The following is a 23,360-nucleotide window of genomic DNA, read 5'->3' as shown; positions in this document are numbered from 1 at the left end:
GTTCCGATGGCCCTGATCGAACTCACCCCGGACGACCTGTGCGCGATGGTGAGCGCTCCCTTCCCGTGTGAGGAAGGATCCGTGATCGACCCGGTCGGGGTCGCTCATTTCCTGGGGCTCGTCGAGACCGGCGCGGCAGTCTTCGAGGACACCGAGGGCGGGTTCGCGCCCAAGGGCGGCCGGACGGCGGACGAGCGGCTCGCGCTGCTGTTCCTGGCCTGCTCGATGGAGGCGAGTTTGGCCGTGACCCGGGGGCGGACCGCGAGCCCGGACGCCGCCGAGGCCGAACCCGAACGCGCACACGTCAAGGACGCACTCGACGCGTTCACGAACGGGGTGATCGCGAGCCCGCCGGTGCTGACCACCGTGATCCCGGCACCTGGCACGGTCGTCGTGATCGGCACTGTCGTGATCAAGATCCCGACGCCGCCACCGGTGCCTCCGCGCTGGGAAGAGGGCGAGCAGCTCACCCGCACCGACCTGCTGGCGCTGGCCGTCCGATTCCAGTCGGCGTCGAAGATGCCGGACATCGGCACGACCGCGGAGGACCTCGCCGGAGCGGCCACCCGCCTCATCGACGCCGCGATGACCCGCTAACCGCCGACAACGTCCAGGGCCTGGCGGGCGATTTCCCATTCCTCGTTGGTGGGGATGACCAGTACGGCGACCGGGCTGTCGTCGGTGGAGGCGATGCTGTCGCTCGGGTCGGCGTTGCGGGCCGGGTCGAGGCGGATGCCCAAGCCTTCGAGCCCGCTGACGGCGGCCGCGCGGACCTCGGCCGAGTGCTGGCCGACCCCGGCAGTGAAGACGATCGCCTCGACCCTTCCCAGTACGGCGTAGTACGCGCCGATGTACTTCTTCAACCGGTAGCAGTAGATATCGAAGGCGAGCTGTGCCCGCTCGTCCCCGGCCGCCCGGCGGCGCGACACCTCCCGGAAGTCGTTCACGCCGGTCAGGCCCTTGAGCCCGGACTCCGAGTTCAGCGCCCGGTCGGTCTCCTCGGCGGACCGCCCCGCGACCCGCGCGAGAAGGCCGTGGATCGCGGGATCGAGGTCGCCCGACCGCGTCCCCATCACCAGACCCTCCAACGGCGTCAGCCCCATCGAGGTATCGACCGACCGGCCACCCTGGACGGCGGTCGCGGAGCACCCATTGCCGAGGTGCAGCACGATCAGGTTCACGTCCTCCACCGACCGCCCGAGCAGCGCGGCGGCCTGCCCAGACACGAACGAGTGCGACGTGCCGTGGAACCCATACCGCCGGATCCCGTACTCCTCCTGCCAGGCGGTCGGCACCGCGTACGTGTACGCGTACGGCGGCAACGTCTGATGGAACGCGGTGTCGAAAACGGCCACATGCGGCAGGTCCGGCAAGAGCCGGCGCGCGACCTCGATACCCTCCAGATTCGCCGGATTGTGCAACGGCGCCAGCGGAACCAGCTCGGTCACCGCCGCGATCAACTCGTCGTCGACCAACGCCGGCGCCGCGAACTTGTCGCCGCCGTGCACCACCCGGTGCCCGACCGCCAGGATGTCCACGTCACCGAGCGCCGGACCGTGCGTCTCGAACGCCTGTACGGCGGCCTCCAGCGCGGCCTCGTGATCCGCGACGGCCTGATCGTCGTCGTACGAGCCCGAAGGCCCGTGGTGCACGTGATGGCTCTGCTCCTCGCCGATCCGCTCAACCAGCCCGGTCGCCGCCGCCTCGCCCGACTTCGCATCGACCAGGCTGTACTTCAGGGACGACGATCCCGCGTTGATGACCAGGACGTGGCTGCTCATCGGGTCTCACCAGCCTGGATCGCGGTGATCGCGACCGTGTTGATGATGTCCCGGACGGTCGCGCCGCGCGACAGGTCGTTGACGGGTTTGCGCAGGCCCTGCAGGACCGGGCCGACCGCGACGGCGTTCGCCGAGCGCTGCACTGCCTTGTACGTGTTGTTGCCGGTGTTCAGGTCGGGGAACACGAACACCGTGGCCCGTCCGGCGACGGGGGAGTCCGGCAACTTCGTCCGCGCCACCGCCGCGTCGATCGCGGCGTCGTACTGGATCGGTCCCTCGACCGGCAGCTGCGGTGCGCGTTCGCGGACGATGTTCGTTGCCTTCGACACCTTTTCCACGTCGGTGCCGGCGCCGGACGTGCCGGTCGAGTAGGACAGCATCGCGACCCGGGGCTCGACGCCGAACGCGACGGCGGTCGCCGCGGACGAGATCGCGATATCGGCGAGCTGCTCGGCCGTCGGGTCCGGGTTCACCGCGCAGTCGCCGTACACCAGGACCTGGTTCTGCAGGCACATGAAGAACACCGACGAGACGACGGACACGTCCGGAACGGTCTTCACGACCTCGAGGGCCGGCCGGATCGTGTGTGCGGTGGTGTGCACGGCGCCCGACACCATGCCGTCCGCGAGCCCGAGCTGAACCATCATCGTGCCGAAGTACGACACGTCACGGACCAGCTCGCGGGCACGGTCGAGGTCGACCCCGCGATGCTGCCGCAGCCGGTGGTACTCGGCGGCGAACTGCTCGGCAAGCTCGCTGTTCTCCGGATGTACGACGCGCGCCGCGGTCACGTCGACGCCGACGGCCGCGGCCTTCGCGCTGATCGTGGTCGGATCGCCGAGCAGGGTGAGGTCCGCGACGCCCCGCCGCAGCAGTACGTCGGCCGCGCGCAGGATCCGCTCCTCCTCGCCCTCCGGCAGCACGATGTGCCTGCGGTCCGAGACGGCCCGGTCGACCAGCTGGTGCTCGAACATCAGCGGTGTCACGGCGCTGCTCCGGGCGAGCGCGAGCTGGTCGAGCAACGCCGTACCGTCGACGTACTGGTCGAAGAGGGCCAGGGCCGTGTCGATCTGGCGCGGTGCGTCCTTCGTGAGCCGGCCGCGGACGGCGGTGAGCTTGGCGGAGGTGGCCTGCGTCCCGAGATCGGTCTCGATGATCGGCAACGTGACACCGAGGCCCTCGATCAGCCGTTGCACCTGGCCCGGCAGCTTGAAGCCGCCGTTCAGCACGATCGCGGCGATCTGCGGGAAGGTCCGGGACGCGTGCGCCATCAGGACACCGAGCACGACCTCGGGGCGGTCGCCGGCGGTGACCACCGCGGCGCCGTCGAACAACCGGTCCAGCACGTTCGGCATCGTCATCCCGGCGATCATCAGCCCGGTGACCTCGCGGGTCAGCAGCTGCGGGTCACCGCTCAGCAGCCGGCCGTCGATCGGCGCCAGCAGGTCGGCGACGAGCGGCTGGTTCAGCACCGGCTCCTCGGGGATCGCGAACGCGGGCGCGCCGATGCCGTCCAGTGCCGCGACGAGCGGCTTGCCCTCGCCTTCGTCGACGCGGTTGGCGATCACCGCGAACAGCGAGCCGTGGTTCGCGGCGAGCTCGGCCGCGGCCATGTCGGCGATGGCCCGTACGTCGTGCGGCGTCCGGCCGAACCCGTTCAGCACGAGCAGGACCGGCGCGCCGAGGTTCGCCGCGATCTTGGCGTTGAACGAGAACTCGGTCGGGGTGCCGACATCGGTGTAGTCGCTGCCGACGATCAGCACCGCGTCGGCCTGCTCGGCGACCGCGTGATAGCGCTGGACGATGGTGTCCAGCGCCGCATCGGGGTCTTCGTGCACTTCGTCGTACGTGACCCCGACACCGTCGTCGTACGACTGCTCGACCGCGTCCTGCGAGATCAGCAGCTCGAGAACGTAGTCCCGCCCGCCGTGCGTCGCGGTGTCCGCGCGCACGATCGGCCGGAACACCGCCACTCGTCCGACCCGCCGGGACAACTGGTGGAGCACCCCGAGGGCCACCGTCGACTTCCCGGTCGTGCCCTCCACCGAAGCAACGTAGACACTGCTACCCATACCGCGAACCCTACGGAACCGCGGGGCTCGTCGAGGCGTGCAGGTGGTCGATCATGGTGTCGACAGCGATCCGCAGCGGTGCGGGATCGCGATTCACCTGGCTCAGCAGCAGCCCGCCCTGCACTGCGGCGAGCATCGCGACGGCGAGATCTCCAGGGTCGGCGTCGGCGGCCAGTTCACCGCGTTCCTGCATGTCGCTCAGGCCCTGACGGATCAGCTCCTGCCAGCGCGCGAACGCGGCGGCGAGCTGGGTGCGGGCGACCGGGTCGCTGTCCGACAGGTCGCTCGCCAGGGACCCGAGCGGGCAGCCGCCGACGCACTGCATCTCGGTGAGGATGCCGACCATCACGTCCCGCCACCGGCCCAGCGAGTCGATCGTGTCGAGCCGTTCCAAACAGCCCTGCTGTACGTCGAGCGCCTGCGCCGTCTGGTGATCGATGACCGCCGAGACCAGGGCGTCCTTGCCGGGGAAGTAGTGGTACAGCTGCGACGGGCTCACCCCCGCGGCGGCCTGGATGTCCTCGATGGTGGTGCGGGCGACTCCGTACTCGAGCATCAGCCGCGCCGCGGCGACGACGATCCGGTCCCGGGTCGCCTGCCCCTTCCTGGTCAGCGTCATACCACCCACCGTACGGATTTTGGAGTTGATACTCCAATTTCGTCGGCGAAGTATCGGGAGCGAAGACTCCAACTAGTGGATGGAAACCGATATGACGCAGGACTTCGCCGGCCGGACCGCACTCGTGACCGGCGGCAACAGTGGGATCGGTCGCGCGGTCGCCGGCCAACTCGCGCGGCGCGGCGCGCAGGTGGTGATCAGCGGACGGGATGTCGCCCGGGGGAGCCGCGCGGTCGACGAGATCCGTGCCGACGGCGGTACGGCGGACTTCGTGCAGGCGGATCTGGCCGACCTGGCGAGTGTGCGGTCGCTCGCCAAGCAGGCGATCGACCTCGGCGGCGGGCGGGTCGACGTACTGATCAACAACGCCGGGATCTTCCCGTTCGGGCCGACGGCCGAGGTCGCGGACAGCGACTTCGACGCGGTGTACGCCGTGAACGTGCGGGCACCGTTCTACCTGGTCGCCGAACTGGCTCCGCTGATGGCGGCGCGCGGCTCCGGCGCGATCGTCAACGTGACGACGATGGTCGCGTACGTCGGCATGGCCGGGATGGCGGCGTACGGGTCGAGCAAGGCGGCCGTGGAGCTGCTGACCCGGGCGTGGGCAGCCGAGTTCGGGCCGGCCGGGGTCCGCGTGAACGCGGTCAGCCCCGGACCGACGCGCACCGAAGGCACCGCGGTCATGGGCGAGAACCTCGACCACCTGGCCGGTACGACGCCGCTCCAGCGCGTCGGCACACCGGACGAAGTGGCCGCGGGCATCGTCTTCCTGGCGTCCGACGCGGCCTCCCTGATCCACGGCGCCACCCTGCCCGTCGACGGCGGCCGGCTAGCCGTCTGAGCGGGCGGGGAGGTTCTGACGGGCGAAGGCGACGGCCTCGGTGAGGAGTGACTGCCAGAGGGTGCGGTCTGGTTCTGGGATGGTGACCCACTCGTGCATCGGGTGGCCGGTCGGGGCGAACTGGGTGCCGGTGCCCGCGGCGATCAGCGTGGTAACTCGGTCGGCGGGGAGTTTGAGGATCAGGGCCGTGCCGTTCCGCTCGAGGCAGGCGACGAACTGGCCGGCCAGGCGGATGCACGGATGGCCCATGATCGTGCCGTGGCCGATCGCGGGGTCGTAGAGCAGGTCGTCGGTGAGCTCGTCGTACAGCTCCCGCGCTGCGTCCCCGCCGGCGGTGGCCGGCGGGGACGTGCGCTTGGTGGGTCGGGTCATGCGGCGGGCGGGGTGAAGACCCCGAACTGGTTGCCGGCCGGGTCGCGGAGGTAGGCGAAGGCCGGGGTTGTGTCGAGGCTTTTGTTGATCACCGTGCCGCCGAGCTGTTCGGCGTCGGCGCAAGTCGCCTCGATGTCGGCGACCAGGATGTAGAACACCGCGTGGTTCGGCAGCTGCCCGTTGGTGCCGAAGATGCCGCCCATCGGCCGGTCGGCGCCGGAGGCGGTGATGTTGCGGTACTCGAGGCCGGTGGCGGCGAGCCCGCCGTCGGACTCGAAGGTCCAGTCGAACAGGCTGCCGTAGAACTTCTGCGTGGTCTCGGGGTCGTCGGTCGCGACCTCGAACCAGGCCAGCGTGCCAGGGGCCGGAGTACTCATCGATCTCTCTCCTTCATCAGGTGGATTGTGAGACCCACGCTGTCAGCGGTTCGCGACAGCCCTATGTCGGAGTTGGAAAAAGATCTTCGGGACGCAGCGCGGCATCCGGCAGTTTGGTCTCGTACCCGTCGACCTGCAGGTCTCCGGTCGCGAGCGGCCGGGACGGCGGTGTCGCGGTGCGCTCGGCGCGGGTGATCCGGTCCATCCGGAACACCCGGTCCTCCTGCCGCAGATGACACCACGCGGTCAGGTACGAGCCGTTCGGTCCGACGACGACGTGCTGCGGCTCGACCTCGCGCTCGGTCCCGATCCCGCCGACGTCGGTGTACTCGATCCGCAGGACCTGGTTGTCCCGCACCGCCCGCCAGATCTGCTCGGCGATCTGCCCGTCCGGAGCAGGCACCGGCTGGACCAGCAGCCGCACCTTCGCCGCCGCCGTCCGCGCCTCGTCCAGATCCCGCGGCGGCATCGCGGCCACGATCTTCTGCAGCGCGGTCCGCGAGTCGCGGGCGAACAGCACGTGCTCGCTGCGGCTCAACGCGACCGCGACGGCCATCGCCTCCCGCGCGGTGAAGTTCAGCGGCGGGAGGCTCATCGACCGGTCCACGGAGTACCCGCCGGTCCGGCCCTGTTTCGTCGCCAGCGGTACGCCGGCCTGCCCGAGCGCACTGAGATCACGCTCGATGGTCCGCACGCTCACCTCGAAACGTGCCGCCAGCTGCCGCGCCGTACGCCCTCGAGGCCCCGCCGCCCGCAGCTCCTCGGCCAGCGCGTACAGCCGATCGATCCGGTTCATGCTCGCAGGCTAGGCGCGGCCATGGACATTTACTGGGGGAGTTCGGCTCCGGTGCGCTCGGCGAGCATGTAGGTGGCGTACCAGGTCGGCCAGTTCTCGTCGGCCTGGCCGGTGCGGGCCTCGTGCTCGCCGTGGGCGGCCGCAGCGCGCCGAAGGGCTGCCTCGAGGTCATCGACGGAGCTGTACGTCGCATCGTCCACGCGACCAGGCAGCCGCTTGGTGACCTCCTGCAACAGCCACGTGTTGCCGTCCGGGTCACTGAACGTCGCGAACGACCCGTAGCTCGACCGCTCGTCTGCCGGCCCGGTCACCCGGCCGCTGGTGTCGCCGGCCTCGAACTGCGCGCCCGGAGCAGCCGGGTGAAAGACCTCGCTGACCTTCGCGCCGTGCGCCAGCAGCTCCGACCGGGCCGCTTCCACATCGCTGACGACCAGGTACAGCCCCTGCGCGGTGCCCGGCTCGGCCGAGGTGATGTTCGTGCCGAACTGGACCGAGGCGGGGGAGCCCGGCGGGGTGAACTGGACGACCCGGAACCCGTTGTCGAACGCGAAGTCCGCGTCCAGCCGCCAGCCGAGGCCGCTGTAGAACTCCTTCGACCGATCGGCGTCCGCGACCGGGACGACGACGGCTTCCAGCTTCAGGTCCGTGCTCATTGCTTCCTCCAGGGGATTCGACTCGTTCACCGACCTCCACTGTGCCGCCGCGGCACCCCCGTGACACCAGTGAGAATCCCTGGTCATTACCCGGGGCCGCCGGTGACCGGCCCTAGAGTGCTGTCACGTGGACCATCAGATCGTTCTGATCGCCGGAGCGGGGCTCGCGATCATGATCGCGGCCTCCGTGTTCGCCCGCCGGACCGGCGTCGCGGCACCGCTGCTGCTCGTCGCCCTGGGCATCGGCGCCAGCTACCTGCCGAGCACGCCGGCCATCCACGTCGAGCCCGAGATCATCCTCGCGGGCATCCTGCCGCCGCTGCTGTACGCGTCGGCGGTCCAGCTCCCGGTGCTCGACGTACGGCGGAACTTCGGGCTGATCTCGTGGTTGTCGATCGTGATGGTGATCGTGTCCGCGCTGGTGATCGGGCTCGTCGTGCACGCCCTGTTCCCGGGGATCTCGTTCGCGCTCGCCGTCGCCCTCGGCGCGGTCGTCAGCCCGACCGACGCGGTCGCGGCGACCGCGATCGGGCACCGAGTCGGGCTCCCGCCGCGCCTGATGACCGTGCTCGAAGGCGAGAGTCTCGTCAACGACGCGTCGGCGCTCGTCGTCCTGCGTACGGCGGTCGCCGCGCTCGCCGTCACCACCCACTTCAGCCTCGGCCACACCGCGCTCGACTTCGCCTGGGCGGTCGTCGGCGCGATCCTGATCGGTACGGCCATCGGTCTGCTGACCGTCGTACTGCGGCAGCGTCTCGACGACCCGGTGCTCAACACGACGATCTCGTTCGCCGTACCGTTCCTCGCCTACTTCCCGGCCGAGGAGGCGCACGCGTCCGGCGTACTCGCCGTCGTGGTCGCCGGTCTGCTGACCGGAGCGCTCGGCAGCCGGAAGTTCAGTGCGCGCGACCGGCAGACGCAGGCGACCACCTGGACGACGATCAGCTTCATCCTGGAGAGCGGCGTCTTCCTCGCGATGGGGTACCAGTTGCCGGAGCTTGTCGACGACGCCCGGGCGGAGACGACAGTCGGCGAGATCACCGGGCTCGTGCTGCTGGTGGTCGGTCTGCTGGTCGTACTGCGTTTCCTCGGGCTGGCCTGGCCCTGGCTGCAGAGCCGGTTCGGCCGGAGCGACCGCGGCGAGCAGGTCCGGGCTCAGCTGGACCAGTTCGAGGAGCACCTGGATTCGATGGAGCCGGCCGGTGCGCGCGAGGAGAACCGCGTCGCATGGGCGCGCAAACGGCTCGCCCGCGGCCGGGCGGACGCCGACTTCGAGGAGCGGGAACCGATCACCGGCCGCGGCCTGCTCGTTCTCGCCTGGGCCGGGATGCGGGGTGTCGTGACGGTTGCGGCCGCGCAGACGATCCCGGCCGGTACGCCGCACCGGGACACGGTCGTGCTCGCGGCGTTCATCGTCGCGCTGATCACGCTGGTGCTGTTCGGGATCTCGCTGCCTGCGGTGATCGCGAGGATGCGGTTCCGTTCGGAGAGCAGTGCGGACAAGCGCGACTCGGTGCAGGCCTTGATGCGGCAGATCGGCGAGGCCGCGATCGATGCGGTCGGACCGCTCGAGGAGCAGACCGTCGACGGCGAGCCTCTCGATCCGGTCGTGGTCAGCACGCTGAAGGACCGGATCGTGCCGCGCCTGGTCTCCGGGAGCCAGCAGCTCCGGGAGACCAAGGCGGACACCCGCGAACAGATGGAGATCCTGCAGCGCCGCTACCTGGACGCAATGCGCGAAGCCCTCGGCACCGAACGCAGCATCGGCGTCTACAGCTCCGAAACCTACCGCCAGGTCGAAGCCTTCCTCGACACCGTCGAACAGCGCTTCAGCACGTCCTGACCACGGGCCTAACTCCGGAGGTGCCGGTCGAAGAACCGCACCATGCTCTCGACCTCGAACCGTGGAACCTCCTTGTGGGCGCCCGCGTTCGCGTGCAGGGACTTCTCGGTCGACGCGAACGCGTCGAACAACGCCAGCCCGGAGTCGCGCGGGATGTGCTGGTCGTCCCACTGCAGCAGGAACTCGACCGGCACCGTGATCCGGCGGGCGTGCTCGGCGAGCGTCCCGTCGTACCAGAAGATGCCGAACACCGCGGCCGCGACCCGGGCGTCGGCGGCGGCCAGCGGTACGCCGATCGCGGTGCCCATGTTGAGCCCGAAGTACCCGAACGGGCCGTCGATCCCGGGCAGCTGTTCGAGCGCGTCGAGGGTCGCCTGCCATTCCGGGACGGCACGCTCGGCGAGGTGCAGGTTGTAGGGGACGACGATCGGTCCGACCGGTACGCCGGTGTTCATCGCCTCCTGCATCGCGGCGATCTGCTGGTCGTCGAGCGCCGTACGCGGCCGCTCGCCGTGACCGGGCGCGTCGATCGCGACGGCGTGAAAGCCTGCCGCGACCAGGTGCCGGCCGCGGCCGACCATCGGGAGCGCCTTGGCGTCGCGTCCGCCGCCGTGCCCGAGAAGGATCAGCGGAGCGGACCGGGCCGGCGGTGCGGCTGGTGACCAGAGCATGCCGTGGATGCTGTCGCCGAGGGTGAACTCGCGTTCGAGAACGCCGTCCGTCGTGGTGGTGCTGATGAACTGCAGATCGGTCATGGTGGTGCCCTTTCAGGAGTGCCTGAGTGCGGCGCTCCTGGCGACACCTAGTCCGATCGCCCTGCCGTGACGGAAAGCGGGAGCACCCGTCGAGATACAGCATTCATGGGTCCCACCTCCTCGCGTGAAGTCACGTCCGTCGGTACCGTACGCGTCCGCTCGGTGTGCTCGCCAGCGAATTTCTCACCAGTCCGCGACGCGTTCCTGACTGCGGTCCTCAGTGGCGACCAGGACGTCGAGGAGGAACTCCTGGAGCTCGGTCCGGATGTCTCGATGCAGGGGGTCGTCCCAGAGGTTCTGCAGTTCGTTCGGGTCGGCGGTGAGGTCGTACAGCTCGCCGGTTCGGTCCCTGGTGGTTGCGGGGGAGCCGTGCTGGACGATGAGCTTCCACTGGTCGCGTCGGAGCATCGTGAGGTGGACCGGCTCGGGGTACGGGTGCCCGCTGTTGCGGTACTCGCTTAGCGCCCAGCCACGCCCCGTCGCGCGATTGGTGGCCAACGGCAACAGATCCTGTCCCTCGCCGAGCGGCGGCAGCCCGGCGGCGGCGAGGATCGTGGCGCCGACGTCGATCCACTGGACCAGCTCGGTGTTCCGGGTGCCGGCCGGGATCACGGACGGCCGGCGCAGGATGAGCGGGACGCGGACGGCTTGCTCGTACATCATCGGGCCCTTGAGCATCAGCGCGTGGTCGCCGAGCATCTCGCCGTGGTCGCTGGTGAAGATGACGAGCGTGTCGTCGCTGAGTCCTTCGGCGTCGAGCGCGTCGAGGATCCGTCCGACCTCGTCGTCGACGAGCGTCACCATCGCGTAGTACGCCGCCTTCACCTCTTGCAGCTCTTCCGGGCTGTACGACGTGAACCCGCGCGCGTGGCCGGCGTACGACGCATGGGACGCCTCGGTCTGGATCGCGGGCTTCCCGGTCAGGTCGTCGGGGAGCGGGCGGCTGAGTGCCTTGTCCCGGTAACGGCGTACGGAGTCCTCCGGGGCGCCGAAGCCGTGGTGCGGGTCGAAGAAGTTGGCGACGAACAGGAACGGCTTGTCACGGTCGCGGGACCGGGTCAGGAAGTCGATCGTCTGCCCGCCGATCCAGTGGCTGTAGTGGATCTCGGCGGGGAGCGTGTCGTAGTCGACCTCTGTACCGGCCAGGTCCGGGCGGACGGTGTGGAGCCAGCGGTGGTATTCGTTCTCGGACGAGCCCGGGTACGGGTCGTGGGCCCAGCGGAAGACGCGGAAACCGTCGTCGTGCCGCTTCTCGGAACGGCCGCCGAAGCAGGCGTTCAGGTGGAACTTGCCGACCAGGCCGCAGTCGTACCCGGCGTCGGCGAGCTCCTTGCTGAAGAGGCGCTCGTGCTCCGGGAGGCCGACGCCGTTCGCCCAGAGGCCGTGCTGGTGCACATACCGGCTGGTCATCAGGCTGGCGCGGGACGGGCCGCAGACCGGGTTCTGCACGTAGCAGTTCTCGAACAGCGCGCCCTGCGCGGCGAGCCGGTCGAGGTTCGGGGTCTCGATCTCGTCGTTGCCGGAGGCACCGAGCGCGGAGAACCGCTGCTGGTCGGTGCAGAGGAGCAGAACGTTCGGCGGCATGAGGACAGTGTATTAAAACTGGAGTGTTGACATAAATAGGGTGCGGCGGTCAGAGTCAGGTCCCGTGGGAAGCGAATCGTCCGGGCCGCTCCGGCTGCTCCGGGAGACACACGAGGAACGGGTGCTGTCGGTCCTGCGCGCCCGAGGTCCGCTGACTCGCGCCCAGTTGGCGGAACAGACGAACCTGTCCCGCGCGACGCTCTCGTCGATCGTCCAGACCCTCTTGAACAAGCAGGCGCTGGTCGAGGCCCGCGAGGTGGGGGCGGTTCGCGGGCGTGGGCGGCCGGTGTCGGTGGTGTCGCTGAACCCTGCCGGTGGGCTCGCGCTGGGGATCGATCTCGGGCAGCGCCGGATCCAGGTGACGATCTCGAACGTCGCGCACGAGTTCGTCGCCTCGGGCGCGGTCGCCTGCGCGGACCGTACGCCGTGGCCCCGCCGCCTGCAGCTCGCACTGGACCTGGTCGACGACCTGACCACCCGCCACGACATCTCGCTGATCGCGCTCGCCGGAGTCGGCGTCGGCATCGTCGGACCCGTGTCGACCGAAGGCTCGTCGGGAGTCGGCCGGTCCGCCGATCGGATCGCGCTGGTGCGGGACACCCTGCGTGCGAGGTTCGGCGTACCTGTGCACGTGGACAACAACACGCGGCTAGCAGCGCTAGCGGAGGCAGTGTGGGGCGCCGGTGCCGGTGTGGACAGCGCGTTGTACCTGCGGCTGTCGTACGGCGTCGGCGGCGGAATCGTGCTGGGCGGACGACTGCTCGCGGGAGCCGGCGGCGCGGCGGGGGAGCTGGGGCACATCAGCGTGGACCGCGACGGACCGGCCTGCTCCTGCGGCGGCCGCGGTTGCCTCGAGCGCTACGTGTCGCTGACGACCCTGCAAGAACAATCCGAGAACGTCCTCGACGCCCGCGACGACAAGGCCCGCGACCTGCTGGCAGTCGCCGGTGCACGCGTCGGCGAGGTACTGGCCGCCGCCTGCAACACCGTCAACCCGGAAGTCGTCGTGATCGGTGGCGAACTGGCCGAGACCGGCGACCACCTGTTCAAGCCACTGCAAACCGCGTTCCGCAGGCACACCCACAGCCAGGTCCACCGCTCCGTACGAATCACCCGCGCAGCCCTGGGCCCCGACGCCGCAGCCCGTGGCGGCATCGCCCTCGTACTCACCTCATCACCGGCCAGCCCGAACGCCGTGCTCAATGCTCCCGACCTGGAGGCCTCCCACCCGTGATTCCCGTCGCGACGATCGACATCCGCCGGGACCGGCGGCACGCCATCGACCCGATGATCTACGGACACTTCCTGGAGTCCGCGTTCTTCGGCAACATCGAGGGCGGCGTCTTCGACGAGGGTTCACCCCTGGCGTACGGCGGCGACGGCCCGCGGAACGGTCTCCGGACCGACGTGATCGAGCTCTGCCGGGAACTCGGGCTCCCGGTGGTCCGCTGGCCGGGCGGCAACTTCACGTCGGCGTACCACTGGGAAGACGGCATCGGGCCGCGCGACGCCCGGCCGCGCCGGCTGGAGCTGGCGTGGGGATCAGAGGAGAGCAACCGCTTCGGCACCGACGAGTTCCTGGCCTGGTGCGCTGAGGTTGGGACCGAGCCGTACCTGGCGCACAGCTGCCGCGACGTCGACGAGGCGGTCCGCTGGCTCGAGTACACCAACTACGCCGGCGACACCGAGTACACCCGGCAGCGGGCGCGCAACGGCCACCCGGCGCCGTACGGCGTGAAGTACTGGGGGCTGGGCAACGAGGTGTACGGCGACTGGCAGATGGGCCACCGAAGCGCCGCCGCCTACGCCGCCGACGCGGCCGAACACGCCCGTTTCCTGCGCGCCGTCGACCCGTCGATCAAGTTCGTCGCGGTCGGCAAGACCGATGACCGCTGGACCGAGACCGTACTAGGGGCCGTTGGCAACCAGATCGACTACTTGTCCTTCCATCTATATGGCGCGACGACCCAGCAGATCGACGGCGCATCCGAGTACGACGCGATCGTTGCCCAGTCGCTCTACTTCGAGCAGCAGATCGTCCAGTACTCGGACCTCGTCGGCGAGCTCGCGGCGCGAAACGCCGGCGAGCGCCCTCTGGCCCTCTCACTCGACGAATGGAACATCCGGCACGTCGAGCCCGCGACCTGGCCCGAGCCACAGCCGTCCGACGACGGCGGGACGGTCGCCCGCGACGTCGACGGCCTGGCGACCCATCCGGCGCACAGGGTGAACCGGTGGAGTCCGCGAACGCTCGCCGATGCGCTGTTCTACGCCGGCGTCTTCCACGCCCTGCACCGCGCCGGCGGTCGCGAGGTCCCGGTCGCGATGGCGAACACGGTGAACCTGCTGAACGCGAACGGCGTGATCGTTGCCCGCCCCAACGGTGCCGTGCGCGCGGCGACGTACCACGTCTGGGATCTTTATCAGAACCACCTCGGCCCGATCGCGCTCGCCGCCGACGTACGGTCGCCTGGTCGGCTGACCGCTGTTCGGCAGGGCGACGAGCGTGATCACCGCGGCGAGTTCCGCACCTTCCCGGCGACGGTGCCGGATTTGGACGTTTCGGCGACTCAGACTGCCGACGGCGGGTCGATCCGCGTGGCCGTCATCAACCGCCACCGGGACGCCGTGATCCGCGCCGGGCTGAGCGTCGACGCGAGTCGGGACGCCCTGCCTGCGCGGGCCGCGGTGAAGCAGTTGACCGCGGACGACGTACTCGCGTCCAACAGTCTGAGCGCCCCGGACGCCGTGAGTCTGCGCGACCTGGGGTCGTCGAACTGACCGACGCAAGCTACGACTTCCCGCCGCACAGCATCACGCTGCTGTCCTTCGACCTCCAGGAGTAGGGTCGCGGTATGGACACGCGGGTGCTGGTGATCGGTCTCGATCCGTACCGCGTTCCTGGGCCCTGGGATCCAGAGCCGGTCGCGACCGGGATCCAGGTCGGGATGGCGGACTTCGCCGCTCACGGTGTCGGCGCGCAGACCTGCCTGGTCGGGCTGGACGGCAGCGACGATATCGAGTCGGTGGTGCGCGCGGCGCTGGCGGCGCAGTCTTGGGAGTGCGTGGTGATCGGCGGCGGGATCCGGAGGAACGAGGAGCAGCTCGAGCTGTTCGAACGGATCGTCAACCTGACTCGGCAACACGCACCGGACGCGGCGATCGCCTTCAACAGCAGACCCGACGACACCTACCACGCAGCCGCGCGCTGGCTGAACGCAGATCGAGACACGTAAGGCCGCGCGGTGGCTCAGCGGAGGTCGAGGCGCATGAGGATGCGGGGGTGTCCGGCGAGGGTTGACGTGGTGTCGGCGGCCTTGGTGAAGCCGGCGTGTTCGAAGTTCTTGCGGATCCCGGCGTACGCCATGGTCAGATCGACCTTGCTGTCGCCGTTGTCGAGCGGATAGGCCTCGACGACCGGTGCACCGTTCTCCCGCGCGAACTCGACGGCGCCGGCGATCAGCGCATGCGAGATCCCCTGGCCGCGATGCCCCGGGCGGACCCGGACGCACCACAACGACCACACCGGCAGCTCGTCCACATGCGGGATCTTCCGGTTCCGGGCGAACGACGTCGCCGCCCGCGGCGCGATCGCGGCCCACCCGACCGGCGTGTCACCGTCGTACGCGAGCACGCCAGGAGCAGGCCTCGCCTGACAAAGCTCCTCGACGTACGCACCCCGCGCCGGCCCACGAAGAGCGTTGTTGAGCTTCGACGGAATCCGATAACTCAAGCAGAAGCACACGTTGGACGTCGGCGACTTCGGCCCGATCACCGCCCGCACATCCTCGAAGACATCCGCCGGCCGTACGTCGATACTCACCTCGGTCTCCCAGCTGGACAAATAGTCAACGACACCGCGTCCTGCCCACGCCACTGCACCTCGAGCAGCTTGCGATCCTCGGCGTACCGAAGAGTCCTGCGTACGTCGTCCTCCGAGGCCAAGGTCCGTTCCGCAAGGGAGGCGATCGTCTGCTCGCCGCCACCCCAGAACACGACCGACACCAGATCCGCGGCGTACCCCGTGAACTGCTTCACCGCCTGCGCCCCATCGAGCGAAGTGACCACGTCAGCCGGTAGCCGCAGCACGTACTTCGCCGCGGGCTTGTCCTCGACGGCGATGTACCGCGTCCCGTCGAACGTGAGGATCTGGAGCGCGACGTACAGGGGGAGCAGGTCGCGTCGCACCCGTGGCTCGGGGACGCGGACCTGCCGGGCGATCTCGGCCAGCGTCGGCCAGCCTTCGCGCGGATGACTGACGCGCAACGTCTGATCGAGCCAGTTCGGGCCGCGATGGTGATCGGCACCCCAGCTGTCGATGTCGGCGACGGTCATGCCGGCAGCAGACCCGCCCCATTCGACAACGCTGGCGACCTCCATCTCCTGGAACCCGAGCACCGACCTCCATCCCGGGTCGGCCTTGCGCACCGGCGGCCGGTGGCGGTGGAGCCAGCGGGGTGGATCCGCGGGCTCCTGGTCCGGCCAGAAGGCGAGTTGCCAGAGGTCGGTCGGCTCGAGATCGTCCTCGTCCTCCGGGAGTTCGGGAGCGGTGGGCAGCGAGCGGTGAGCCGCGCGGATGCGGTACATCCCGGGCTCACCCAGCCGCAGATGCTCGCCACCCGGGCCCGACGTGAGCCCGGTCAGCCCGACGGCGCCGCTCGGGCTCAGGTACGGAACCTCGAAGACATCGCTCCACTGGTCGTCGTCGGCGGGGCGGTCGTCGCGCAGCTGCAGACGGACGACACATGGCCCGTCACCGCCCGCGGCGTACAACCACCCGCGTCCCGACCGCCCGAGCGTGCCGACCGGATGCGCGTCGTTAGCGGTCAGGTCCTCGTACCACGATCCGCCGCCCACGTCCTGCACCACAAGAATTCCGTCCTCGGGCGTGTAGTGCTCGTCCTCGTGCCTCCCCAGTACACCCATGCGGGAACCGTAGTACAGGGGTCCGACAACTCAGTGCTGGACGGAGTACACCAGTTTCTGGATGCCGTTGCCGTAGGACTCGCTCGACGTGAGGTTGAGGTTGAGCTTGTCGCGGTCGGCGTCGCTGAAGAGTCGCTTGCCGGCGCCGAGGAGGACGGGGAAGACCAGCAGGTTGTACTGGTCGATCAGGCCCGCGTCGGACAGGTTGCGGTTGAGGGTGGCACTGCCGTGGACGATGATCGGGCCGCCTTCGGTCTCCTTCAGCGCGGCGACGTCGTCGAGGGACCGCAGGATGGTGGTCTCGCCCCAGTTCGACACCAGGTCGCTGTCCTGGAGGGTGGTCGAGACGACGTACTTCCGCATCGCGTTGTAGCCGGCGAATTCCTCGACCATCCCCGGCCAGACCGGCGAGAACGCCTGGTAGCTGACCCGGCCGAGCAGCAGCGCGGTGGCGGCTTCCTGCTCCTCGCCCTTGAGCGCGTACGCCGCCTCGTCGAACGCGACGTCCTTGAAGGTCCAGCCCGTGTTGCGGTAGCCCGGCTCACCGCCGGGCGAGTCCACGACGCCGTCGAGGGAGATGAACGCGGTGGTGATGAGGGAACGCATCTGGTGCTCCTTGATCAAGTGGTGTGAGGTGCTTATGCCTGGGCGTCGGGCGGGTCGCGGCGGATACGACGTCCGCGAAATGTGACGCCGGTCACTTCGCGGTGACGATCCAGGCAGCGGAGTCGAACAGGACGCCGTCACCGCTGCCGTGCGCCGCGAGCATCGCACGCAAGTCGGTCCTTGCGCGCTCGGCGTCGGACGGGGTCAGTTCCGCTAGCAGCGCTAGCGGTTCGCGGAGCTGGAGCACGTTCTCGTACGCCGCCTCGACGTCGGGCCCGTAGTACAGCCGCTCACGAACCTCGCCGAACGCCACCTCACCGAAGCCCGCAGACGTAAGAATGCCCCGCACAACCTCCGGATCCCCGAGCGAGAACGGCGACTCATCCCAAACCGATCCGCCTGCCGAGCGGTCCGGCGAAGTCCCGCCGCCGTCGTCCGTGGCCTGGGTGATGGTCGCGGGGATCACCTGGGCCCATTCGTTCTCCGCCCGCGGCTGCCAGACCATCGCGACGAGCCGCCCGCCGGGCCGCAGCGCCCGCCGCAGATTGCCGAAAGCACCCACCGGATCGTCGAAGAACATCACCCCGAACCGGCTGATACACACATCGAACGACGCCTCGCCGAAGTCGTACGTCGCCGCGTCCGCGAGCAGGTAACTGACGTGTTCCTCCGCCGTCTGCCGACGCGCGTGCTCGAGCATCCGCTCGGACACATCCACCCCCAGCACATGCCCACGCCCAGCATCCGCAGCCGCCTCCCGCGACGTCTGCCCGCCCCCACACCCCACATCGAGCACGCGATCCCCGTCCCGCACCCCCCAAGCACCCCGAAACCGCCCCTGCAAGAACCGCATCTCAGCGTCGTAGTCGAACACGCCCCCCACGCTAGAGCCCACCACCTCCGCTCACCCACCCAGCGCGAGGGGATGACCCCATCCACCCCAACTCGAGGGGATAACCGTTCTTGGTGACGGATGGGTGGGGTAGCGCCTGGCCCGGATGATGTACCGACGAACGGGTAGAGCGGCCCTATCGGCCGCGTCTGCGGTGGCAGCCCCACTCGGGTGCACCGTCAGTCGCTGGCCACCACCCGTCTGTTCGCACGCGCCCGAACGCCTGCTCGGTGACCGCAGGCCAGGACACAAGCTGCGGCGGCTCGACAGGTAGAGCACCAGCGAGACACCGTACGCACGAGCGCGATCACGCTCAGGTGCACTACCCAGCTGACCGATACCTCCTGTCCCGCTGCAGATGTGTCCCGGTCGCGCGGGAGCTACGGGCGGTGGTGGGTCAGGCGGGGAGGAAGGTGATGGGGGTGCCGTCGGGGTCTTGCGTCGGTGCGCCGGGAGAGGCGGTGGTGAAGGCGAGATGCGCGATGGTCGGAGCGGGTGGTGGCACGAGTTTGACGGTGTCGGCGCCCAGCCGGAACGTGTCGTCGGCGATGCGTTCCATGCCCAGATGGGTGCCGTAGAACTCGGCCGCCGCCGCGGCATCGGGCGCCGCGACCGCGACGTGGGTGAACCCGAGTACCGGCCCCGTCGTGATCGGTGCGACCCGGAACTCCTCCGAGCGCTGGAGGAGTTCGACGCGTACGCCGTTCGGGTCGGACAGGAACGCGAGCCGGCCCTGCCCGCTCCCGGCCACGCGGGGCGACGAGAGTTCGGCGTACCCGAGGTCCATCAGCCGCGCGTAGTCGCCGTCGAGGTCGTCGGTCATGAAGCCGATGTGGTTCAGCCCGTACGTCGCCTGCGGGTCGGGCTCCTCGTGGTGCAGTAGCTCGACCAGGCCGGTCGCGAGCTGGATGTGTACCCGGTTGACGCGCGGACCGGGCATGAACAACCGGTCGACCACCTCCGCCCCGAGCCCGCCGTAGAACGACAGGCTTGCCTCGAGATCCTGTACCCGGCCACCGACATGGTTCAGCTCGTAGATCACCTGACCACCGTAGCAAGCGCTTTCCGGAAGTGTCGCGGATCGGCGCGTTGCCCGGACTGACTACGGTGGTGGGGTGGCGAAACGCTGGGGGTGGGTGGCGGTCGGAGTACTGCTCGTGGGGGTCTGGGCCGCCTGCTCCGACAAAGAGGACACCACCGCCGGAACAGAGCCCGCCACCAAGTCGACAGCAGCACCCACCGCAACGCCCACCGCCAATCCGACCGCGAAGACCACGACGTCGAAGCCCTGGTACGACGACTACGATCCGGCGCACTTCGCGCCCGACGTGCGGCGGTACGCCACGCAGGCCGGGATCAACCCGCAGTTGCTGATGGCAATCTTGTACAACGAGTCGTACAAGCCGCACGACCCGAAGTTCGAGCGGCAGTGGGCGGAGGTGGACTCCGACCCGGCGTTCGGGATCGCGAACATGCACAAACCCGCGTTCGACGAGACCAAACGCGGCCGCGACTTCGCCCGGCGGAAGTGGGAGGAGCTGCCCGACAACCCCGCGCTGGCGATCCAGGCCGCGGCCTGGCACCTGCACGACCTCGCGAAACGGCTGCCGGCCCAGCGCGCCGACCTGTACACCAAGGACGAGTTGCTTGCCCTCGGCTACAACGCCGGCGGGGGCAACATGCGGATCTTCGCCCGCGGCCGCAAGGCCGGTTCGCAGGCGCAGTCGTACGTCGACCGCTTGCACGACAACTGGGCGAAATCCGCCGAAGCACTCAAGAGCTGACAGGAGAACCCGTGACGTTCGCGGCCCCCGCACTAGCCGTAGCCGACTGGCGCCGCCAGGTCTTCGCGCTCTACCAGGCCGTCCGCGCCGAGCCCGACCCAGCCGCCGCCCACGCGCACTGGCAAGCCACCCGCAACGACCTGCTGACGAAGCACCCCGCCTCTCCGGTGCCGGTCGAACGGCGCGACCGGTACGCCGGGGCGCCCGTTGCGGCGTACCGCCCCGAGTTCCGGTTCGAGGCGACGATCGACACCGACGTGAAGCCGTTCAGCTGGGAGTTCCAGTCCGCGACCGACGGCGTGATCCCGTTCTCGCGCGTCGGCGTACTCCACCTACCGGTCGGGGACCTGGACGTCTGGTGGCTGGAGTCGTACGGCGGCGGGCTCTTCGTCCCGGTCAAGGACGCGAGCAGCTCGACGTACGGCGGCGGCCGCTACCTGATCGACACGGTGAAAGGCGCCGACCTCGGCAGCGACCCGCATGAGTTCGTCGTCGACCTGAACTTCGCGTACAACCCGTCCTGCGCCTACAGCCCGGAGTGGACCTGCCCCCTTGCACCGGCAACCAACACGCTGAGTGTCGAGCTGCCGGTGGGCGAGCTGTCAGGCTGAAGCTTCCAACGCTCGGGTGAGGAGGGCGGCCAGGGCCTCGAGCTGGAAGTCGGCGGAGGAGCCGACCTCTTCGTCGGAGCCGTCGAGCGCCTTGGCGGCCAGACCGGCCTTGGCGTCGATCAGGTCCGCCACCCGGGTGTCGATGGTCTGCGCGGCGATGATCCGCCACGCGGTCACCGGCTCGTCCTGGCCGATCCGGTGCACCCGGTCGATGGCCTGGGTCTGCTCGGCGTTGGTCCACGACAGCTCGGCGAGCACGACGTTCGACGAGACCTGCAGGTTGAGGCCGACGCCCGCGGTCAGCAGCGAACAGACCGCGATCGACACCTCGGGGTCGTTGACGAAGGCATCGATGTTCTTCTGCCGGGTGCGGGCGGTCTGGTCGCCGCGGATCGACGAGTACCGGATGCCGCGCTCGGCGAACAGCTCCTCGGCGGTGTCCATCACCTCGATGTGGCGGGCGAAGAACACCACCTTGCCGACGTTCTGCGCGAGCTGCGCCGCGTAGTCGGCGGCGAGGCCTGCCTTGGCCTGACCGATCCGGCGGAACAGGCTGAACACGTTGTCGCCGGTCTTCTTGGTCGCCATCTCGGCGCGTTCCCAGCCGGCTACCTGGCGGACCAGGTCGTGGTCGATCCCTTCCACCACGACACCGGAGCGGCGGGTCTCGAGCGCGGTCCGGTACCGCTCGACGAGCCGGTCCGCGAGCTCGCGCTCCGCGGCCCGGATCGAGCGGCCGACGGCGCCGTCCAGCTCGACCGGGAGGTCGGCGATCCGGCGGGCCGGGATGTCCGCGGCGACGTCTACCTTGCGGCGGCGGACGATGCCCATGTCGATCACGCTGGCCCGCGCGGCCGCGTTGAACCCGGGATCGGCCGGGGTCAGGTCGGTCGCGTCGAGTTTCTCCATCAGCTCCGGCCGCGGGGCCTTCTCGTCGATCCAGCCGAGGAACTCCCAGATCGCGGTGAAGTCCTCGATCGAGTTGATCAGCGGCGTACCGGTGAGGGCCATCAGCAGCGGCCGGGCGTGCCGGCTGCGGATCCGGTTGGCCAGGTCGAGCACGTTCCGGGACCGCTGCGACTTCTTGTTCTTGATGAAGTGCGCCTCGTCGACGACCATGCCGCGGAACCCGAGGTCGCCGAGCCAGCCGACGTGCCGGTCGAGGATCTCGTAGTTCACCACCACGATGTCCGCGAAACCGTCGATCGTGTCGCCGTCGCCGTGGATCACGGTCGGCGTCCGGCGCGGTGTCCAGAGGCCGGCCTCGCGGGCCCAGTTCGTCTTGACGACGTTCGGCACGACGGCCAGCAGGGGATAGGCGTCGGCGGCCTGCGCGGCGAGCAGCGCCTGGGCGGTCTTGCCCAGACCCGGCTCGTCGGCGAGCAGGAACGTCCGGTGTCCCTCCGCCGCGGCTTCGATCAGACCGGCCTGGTGCGGCATCAGCTCGAGGCCGCGGAGGCGGAGCGCGTCGATACCGCCGGCGAGCCGGAGCGACTTCGGGTCGGGCAGGTGCATGGTGGCCGAGGCCGCGGCGTGCTCGAAGGAGCGCAGCAGCGGTCCGATGAGCTCCCAGCCGCCCAGCCGGCTCGGCTTGTTCGCGCGGGCGGGGGCGTTGGAGAAGTCCGGGGTCAGGAACGGGTTGGCGAGCTGCCGCGAGACGACCGCCTGCGGCACCACCCGGCGGGTCTGCGTCTCCGGGGGAGCGACCGGTTGCTCCGGCTCCGCCTCCTCCGGCGCCTCCATGCCGGCGTCCTCCAGCATCTGCCGCTTGAGCGCGGCAGCGGCCTCGGAGATCACCGCGTCCTCGGCCAGCAGACCGAGCAGCGACGGCTCCAGCGCGGCGGTCTTCGCCAGGATCGTCGCGATCCCGTCGAGCCGCCGGAGCTGCTCGGTGCGGTACGCCTCGGTGGCGGACTCGGCGCCGTTCACCCGGGCCCGCTCCTCGCGGACCAGCAGGGCGACGATCTGGAACTTCGTCCGGGTCGACGCCTTGATCGCACCACGGGTGACCGCGGCCTCGACCTCGCGCACGGCCTGTGCGAGGACCTGGATCAGACCGTCGGACTCGCCGTCACGGACGCGACGCCGGCGACGGGGAGCGGAACGGGTAGCGCCGGGCTGGCGCTGACCTCGTCGGGCCAACATTTCCTCCTGTGTCGTGCCACGACCGAGCCGTGGCGGAACCCCAGACCACGCGAGGACCGACCCGTCGACCAGACGCCATGCCTTTCCACGTCATGCCAAGCGGTGTCGTGCAGAGGGCCGTCCAGAGGGTCCCCCAGGAACACGGCTCAGAATTCACCGCTCCTGTGTGCGCGATCGAGAACCCATCCTACCCTCTGTCCGCGCCGACGACCGCCCGGGACCCACCGTCACGCGTCCGGCGCGCCGGACGCGTGCTCGCTCTCGTGCTCCAGGGTCGTCTTCAGCTCGCCCAGCACCTGCCGGAGCTCCCCGTCGACGTCGACGTCATGGGTGGTCCGGAGGCGAACCGTGAGCTTCGACGTACCGTCGGCGACGAAGTCGACCGCCAGCTCACCCTGATACTCCCGCGGCCCGTCCGCGCCCCACCGCAGCACCCGGTCCTCGTCGAGAACGTCGATCCACCCCTCGTGCCGCTCGTCGCCCTCCGTCGTCACATCGACCTCCTCACGGACGGCCTGATGCGGCCGCCGCGCCTCCGGCCCCTGAGCCTGCACCGGCCGCGAGCCTGTACGGTGCAACTCGCTCAGCCACGGCAGGTACCGCGGAAGATGCTCCAGGTCGGACAGCCGCTCGAACACGACGTTCGGCGCGACATCAATCGTGGTCCAGGCCTCATGCTCACCCATGGGACTACTCCTTCCGA

The 23,360-nt window shown here is 69.7% G+C and carries 24 protein-coding genes; 8 read left to right on the top strand and 16 right to left on the bottom strand.

Annotated elements, in window-relative coordinates:
• Window positions 1-6 precede the first annotated feature (6 nt).
• Window positions 7-597, top strand: a complete 591-nt coding sequence (locus tag E0H92_RS33860; protein WP_131499110.1) for a hypothetical protein — start codon at window positions 7-9, stop codon at window positions 595-597.
• Here E0H92_RS33860 and E0H92_RS33855 read toward each other — a convergent pair.
• The 3 genes from E0H92_RS33855 to E0H92_RS33845 are packed head-to-tail and all read right to left on the bottom strand — an operon-like array spanning window position 594 to window position 4,472.
• A complete protein-coding gene (locus E0H92_RS33855; RefSeq protein ID WP_131499109.1) occupies window positions 594-1,781 on the bottom strand; it encodes an acetate/propionate family kinase in 1,188 nt (395 codons plus the stop codon). The two genes, E0H92_RS33860 and E0H92_RS33855, sit on opposite strands and share 4 nt — an antisense overlap.
• Window positions 1,778-3,853 carry a phosphate acetyltransferase gene (gene pta, locus E0H92_RS33850; RefSeq protein ID WP_131499108.1) on the bottom strand — a complete coding sequence of 692 codons (2,076 nt, stop codon included), beginning with the start codon at window positions 3,851-3,853 and terminating at the stop codon, window positions 1,778-1,780. Before pta ends, E0H92_RS33855 begins: the two co-directional genes overlap by 4 nt.
• Before the next feature lie 10 nt (window positions 3,854-3,863).
• Window positions 3,864-4,472, bottom strand: a complete 609-nt coding sequence (locus tag E0H92_RS33845) for a TetR/AcrR family transcriptional regulator (protein WP_131499107.1) — start codon at window positions 4,470-4,472, stop codon at window positions 3,864-3,866.
• 91 nt (window positions 4,473-4,563) lie between these two features.
• Here E0H92_RS33845 and E0H92_RS33840 point away from each other — a divergent pair, with 91 nt between their 5' ends.
• Complete coding sequence (locus tag E0H92_RS33840; protein ID WP_131499106.1) at window positions 4,564-5,313, top strand: SDR family NAD(P)-dependent oxidoreductase; 750 nt, start codon at window positions 4,564-4,566, stop codon at window positions 5,311-5,313.
• Here the strand turns inward: E0H92_RS33840 and E0H92_RS33835 are convergent.
• The 4 genes from E0H92_RS33835 to E0H92_RS33820 form a co-directional block, all read right to left on the bottom strand.
• Window positions 5,302-5,685: a hypothetical protein gene (locus E0H92_RS33835; RefSeq protein ID WP_131499105.1), complete on the bottom strand. Its 384-nt coding sequence runs from the start codon at window positions 5,683-5,685 to the stop codon at window positions 5,302-5,304. The two genes, E0H92_RS33840 and E0H92_RS33835, sit on opposite strands and share 12 nt — an antisense overlap.
• Window positions 5,682-6,062 (bottom strand): VOC family protein, encoded by a 381-nt coding sequence (locus E0H92_RS33830; protein ID WP_131499104.1) that lies wholly within the window; start codon window positions 6,060-6,062, stop codon window positions 5,682-5,684. The genes E0H92_RS33835 and E0H92_RS33830 overlap by 4 nt, the downstream gene beginning before the upstream one ends.
• 61 nt (window positions 6,063-6,123) lie before the next feature.
• Window positions 6,124-6,858, bottom strand: a complete 735-nt coding sequence (locus tag E0H92_RS33825; RefSeq protein WP_131499103.1) for a helix-turn-helix transcriptional regulator — start codon at window positions 6,856-6,858, stop codon at window positions 6,124-6,126.
• Window positions 6,859-6,887: 29 nt separating this feature from the next.
• Window positions 6,888-7,511, bottom strand: a complete 624-nt coding sequence (locus tag E0H92_RS33820; RefSeq protein WP_131499102.1) for a VOC family protein — start codon at window positions 7,509-7,511, stop codon at window positions 6,888-6,890.
• A gap of 127 nt (window positions 7,512-7,638) precedes the next feature.
• On the opposite strand from E0H92_RS33820, the gene E0H92_RS33815 reads away from it, so the two are divergent.
• Complete coding sequence (locus E0H92_RS33815) at window positions 7,639-9,354, top strand: cation:proton antiporter (RefSeq protein ID WP_131499101.1); 1,716 nt, start codon at window positions 7,639-7,641, stop codon at window positions 9,352-9,354.
• Between the two features lie 8 nt (window positions 9,355-9,362).
• On the opposite strand, the gene E0H92_RS33810 is transcribed toward E0H92_RS33815, so the two are convergent.
• Both E0H92_RS33810 and E0H92_RS33805 read right to left on the bottom strand, forming a co-directional pair.
• On the bottom strand, window positions 9,363-10,109 hold the full coding sequence (locus tag E0H92_RS33810; protein WP_131499100.1) for an alpha/beta fold hydrolase: 747 nt from the start codon (window positions 10,107-10,109) through the stop codon (window positions 9,363-9,365).
• A gap of 183 nt (window positions 10,110-10,292) precedes the next feature.
• On the bottom strand, window positions 10,293-11,693 hold the full coding sequence (locus E0H92_RS33805) for a sulfatase family protein (RefSeq protein WP_131499099.1): 1,401 nt from the start codon (window positions 11,691-11,693) through the stop codon (window positions 10,293-10,295).
• 64 nt (window positions 11,694-11,757) lie between these two features.
• On the opposite strand from E0H92_RS33805, the gene E0H92_RS33800 reads away from it, so the two are divergent.
• The 3 genes from E0H92_RS33800 to E0H92_RS33790 all read left to right on the top strand — a co-directional run bounded on the left by E0H92_RS33800 (window position 11,758) and on the right by E0H92_RS33790 (window position 14,929).
• The gene (locus E0H92_RS33800; RefSeq protein ID WP_131499098.1) at window positions 11,758-12,927 is read left to right on the top strand and encodes an ROK family transcriptional regulator; all 1,170 of its coding nucleotides are present in this window, start codon (window positions 11,758-11,760) and stop codon (window positions 12,925-12,927) included.
• Window positions 12,924-14,474: an alpha-L-arabinofuranosidase C-terminal domain-containing protein gene (locus E0H92_RS33795; RefSeq protein ID WP_202873957.1), complete on the top strand. Its 1,551-nt coding sequence runs from the start codon at window positions 12,924-12,926 to the stop codon at window positions 14,472-14,474. The genes E0H92_RS33800 and E0H92_RS33795 overlap by 4 nt, the downstream gene beginning before the upstream one ends.
• Before the next feature lie 74 nt (window positions 14,475-14,548).
• Window positions 14,549-14,929, top strand: coding sequence for a hypothetical protein (locus tag E0H92_RS33790; RefSeq protein ID WP_131461764.1), 381 nt, complete (start codon window positions 14,549-14,551; stop codon window positions 14,927-14,929).
• A gap of 14 nt (window positions 14,930-14,943) precedes the next feature.
• On the opposite strand, the gene E0H92_RS33785 is transcribed toward E0H92_RS33790, so the two are convergent.
• The 5 genes from E0H92_RS33785 to E0H92_RS33765 form a co-directional block, all read right to left on the bottom strand.
• Entirely contained in the window at window positions 14,944-15,516 is a 573-nt protein-coding gene (locus E0H92_RS33785; RefSeq protein ID WP_131461763.1) for a GNAT family N-acetyltransferase, read from the bottom strand.
• Window positions 15,513-16,619, bottom strand: a complete 1,107-nt coding sequence (locus E0H92_RS33780) for a DUF6042 family protein (RefSeq protein WP_131499097.1) — start codon at window positions 16,617-16,619, stop codon at window positions 15,513-15,515. Before E0H92_RS33780 ends, E0H92_RS33785 begins: the two co-directional genes overlap by 4 nt.
• Before the next feature lie 30 nt (window positions 16,620-16,649).
• Window positions 16,650-17,225 carry a dihydrofolate reductase family protein gene (locus E0H92_RS33775; protein ID WP_131461761.1) on the bottom strand — a complete coding sequence of 192 codons (576 nt, stop codon included), beginning with the start codon at window positions 17,223-17,225 and terminating at the stop codon, window positions 16,650-16,652.
• Window positions 17,226-17,316: 91 nt separating this feature from the next.
• On the bottom strand, window positions 17,317-18,099 hold the full coding sequence (locus E0H92_RS33770) for a class I SAM-dependent methyltransferase (RefSeq protein ID WP_238173717.1): 783 nt from the start codon (window positions 18,097-18,099) through the stop codon (window positions 17,317-17,319).
• Between the two features lie 415 nt (window positions 18,100-18,514).
• Complete coding sequence (locus tag E0H92_RS33765) at window positions 18,515-19,159, bottom strand: VOC family protein (RefSeq protein ID WP_131499096.1); 645 nt, start codon at window positions 19,157-19,159, stop codon at window positions 18,515-18,517.
• A 73-nt stretch (window positions 19,160-19,232) separates the two neighbouring features.
• Between E0H92_RS33765 and E0H92_RS33760 the strand changes: the two genes are divergently transcribed.
• Both E0H92_RS33760 and E0H92_RS33755 read left to right on the top strand, forming a co-directional pair.
• Window positions 19,233-19,901, top strand: a complete 669-nt coding sequence (locus tag E0H92_RS33760; RefSeq protein ID WP_131499095.1) for a transglycosylase SLT domain-containing protein — start codon at window positions 19,233-19,235, stop codon at window positions 19,899-19,901.
• Between the two features lie 11 nt (window positions 19,902-19,912).
• Window positions 19,913-20,512 (top strand): DUF1684 domain-containing protein, encoded by a 600-nt coding sequence (locus E0H92_RS33755; RefSeq protein ID WP_131499094.1) that lies wholly within the window; start codon window positions 19,913-19,915, stop codon window positions 20,510-20,512.
• On the opposite strand, the gene E0H92_RS33750 is transcribed toward E0H92_RS33755, so the two are convergent.
• Both E0H92_RS33750 and E0H92_RS33745 read right to left on the bottom strand, forming a co-directional pair.
• Complete coding sequence (locus tag E0H92_RS33750; protein WP_238173716.1) at window positions 20,504-22,657, bottom strand: DEAD/DEAH box helicase; 2,154 nt, start codon at window positions 22,655-22,657, stop codon at window positions 20,504-20,506. The two genes, E0H92_RS33755 and E0H92_RS33750, sit on opposite strands and share 9 nt — an antisense overlap.
• A gap of 227 nt (window positions 22,658-22,884) precedes the next feature.
• A complete protein-coding gene (locus tag E0H92_RS33745; RefSeq protein WP_131499093.1) occupies window positions 22,885-23,343 on the bottom strand; it encodes an SRPBCC family protein in 459 nt (152 codons plus the stop codon).
• Window positions 23,344-23,360 lie beyond the last annotated feature (17 nt).

Source organism: Kribbella speibonae (assembly GCF_004331375.1).
Lineage (GTDB): Bacteria > Actinomycetota > Actinomycetes > Propionibacteriales > Kribbellaceae > Kribbella > Kribbella sindirgiensis.
The sequence above is the reverse complement of the archived record's forward strand: the minus strand, read 5'-3'. Positions and strand labels throughout refer to the sequence as shown.

Coding starts and splice junctions, on each gene's coding strand:
- E0H92_RS33830 (WP_131499104.1), bottom strand. CDS start 6,062: ATGAGTACTCCGGCCCCTGGCACGCTGGCCTGGTTCGAGGTCGCGACC.
- E0H92_RS33825 (WP_131499103.1), bottom strand. CDS start 6,858: ATGAACCGGATCGATCGGCTGTACGCGCTGGCCGAGGAGCTGCGGGCG.
- E0H92_RS33855 (WP_131499109.1), bottom strand. CDS start 1,781: ATGAGCAGCCACGTCCTGGTCATCAACGCGGGATCGTCGTCCCTGAAG.
- E0H92_RS33860 (WP_131499110.1), top strand. CDS start 7: ATGGCCCTGATCGAACTCACCCCGGACGACCTGTGCGCGATGGTGAGC.
- E0H92_RS33810 (WP_131499100.1), bottom strand. CDS start 10,109: ATGACCGATCTGCAGTTCATCAGCACCACCACGACGGACGGCGTTCTC.
- E0H92_RS33745 (WP_131499093.1), bottom strand. CDS start 23,343: ATGGGTGAGCATGAGGCCTGGACCACGATTGATGTCGCGCCGAACGTC.
- E0H92_RS33820 (WP_131499102.1), bottom strand. CDS start 7,511: ATGAGCACGGACCTGAAGCTGGAAGCCGTCGTCGTCCCGGTCGCGGAC.
- pta (WP_131499108.1), bottom strand. CDS start 3,853: ATGGGTAGCAGTGTCTACGTTGCTTCGGTGGAGGGCACGACCGGGAAG.
- E0H92_RS33845 (WP_131499107.1), bottom strand. CDS start 4,472: ATGACGCTGACCAGGAAGGGGCAGGCGACCCGGGACCGGATCGTCGTC.
- E0H92_RS33780 (WP_131499097.1), bottom strand. CDS start 16,619: ATGGGTGTACTGGGGAGGCACGAGGACGAGCACTACACGCCCGAGGAC.
- E0H92_RS33835 (WP_131499105.1), bottom strand. CDS start 5,685: ATGACCCGACCCACCAAGCGCACGTCCCCGCCGGCCACCGCCGGCGGG.
- E0H92_RS33775 (WP_131461761.1), bottom strand. CDS start 17,225: ATGCGTTCCCTCATCACCACCGCGTTCATCTCCCTCGACGGCGTCGTG.
- E0H92_RS33805 (WP_131499099.1), bottom strand. CDS start 11,693: ATGCCGCCGAACGTTCTGCTCCTCTGCACCGACCAGCAGCGGTTCTCC.
- E0H92_RS33750 (WP_238173716.1), bottom strand. CDS start 22,657: ATGTTGGCCCGACGAGGTCAGCGCCAGCCCGGCGCTACCCGTTCCGCT.
- E0H92_RS33790 (WP_131461764.1), top strand. CDS start 14,549: ATGGACACGCGGGTGCTGGTGATCGGTCTCGATCCGTACCGCGTTCCT.
- E0H92_RS33840 (WP_131499106.1), top strand. CDS start 4,564: ATGACGCAGGACTTCGCCGGCCGGACCGCACTCGTGACCGGCGGCAAC.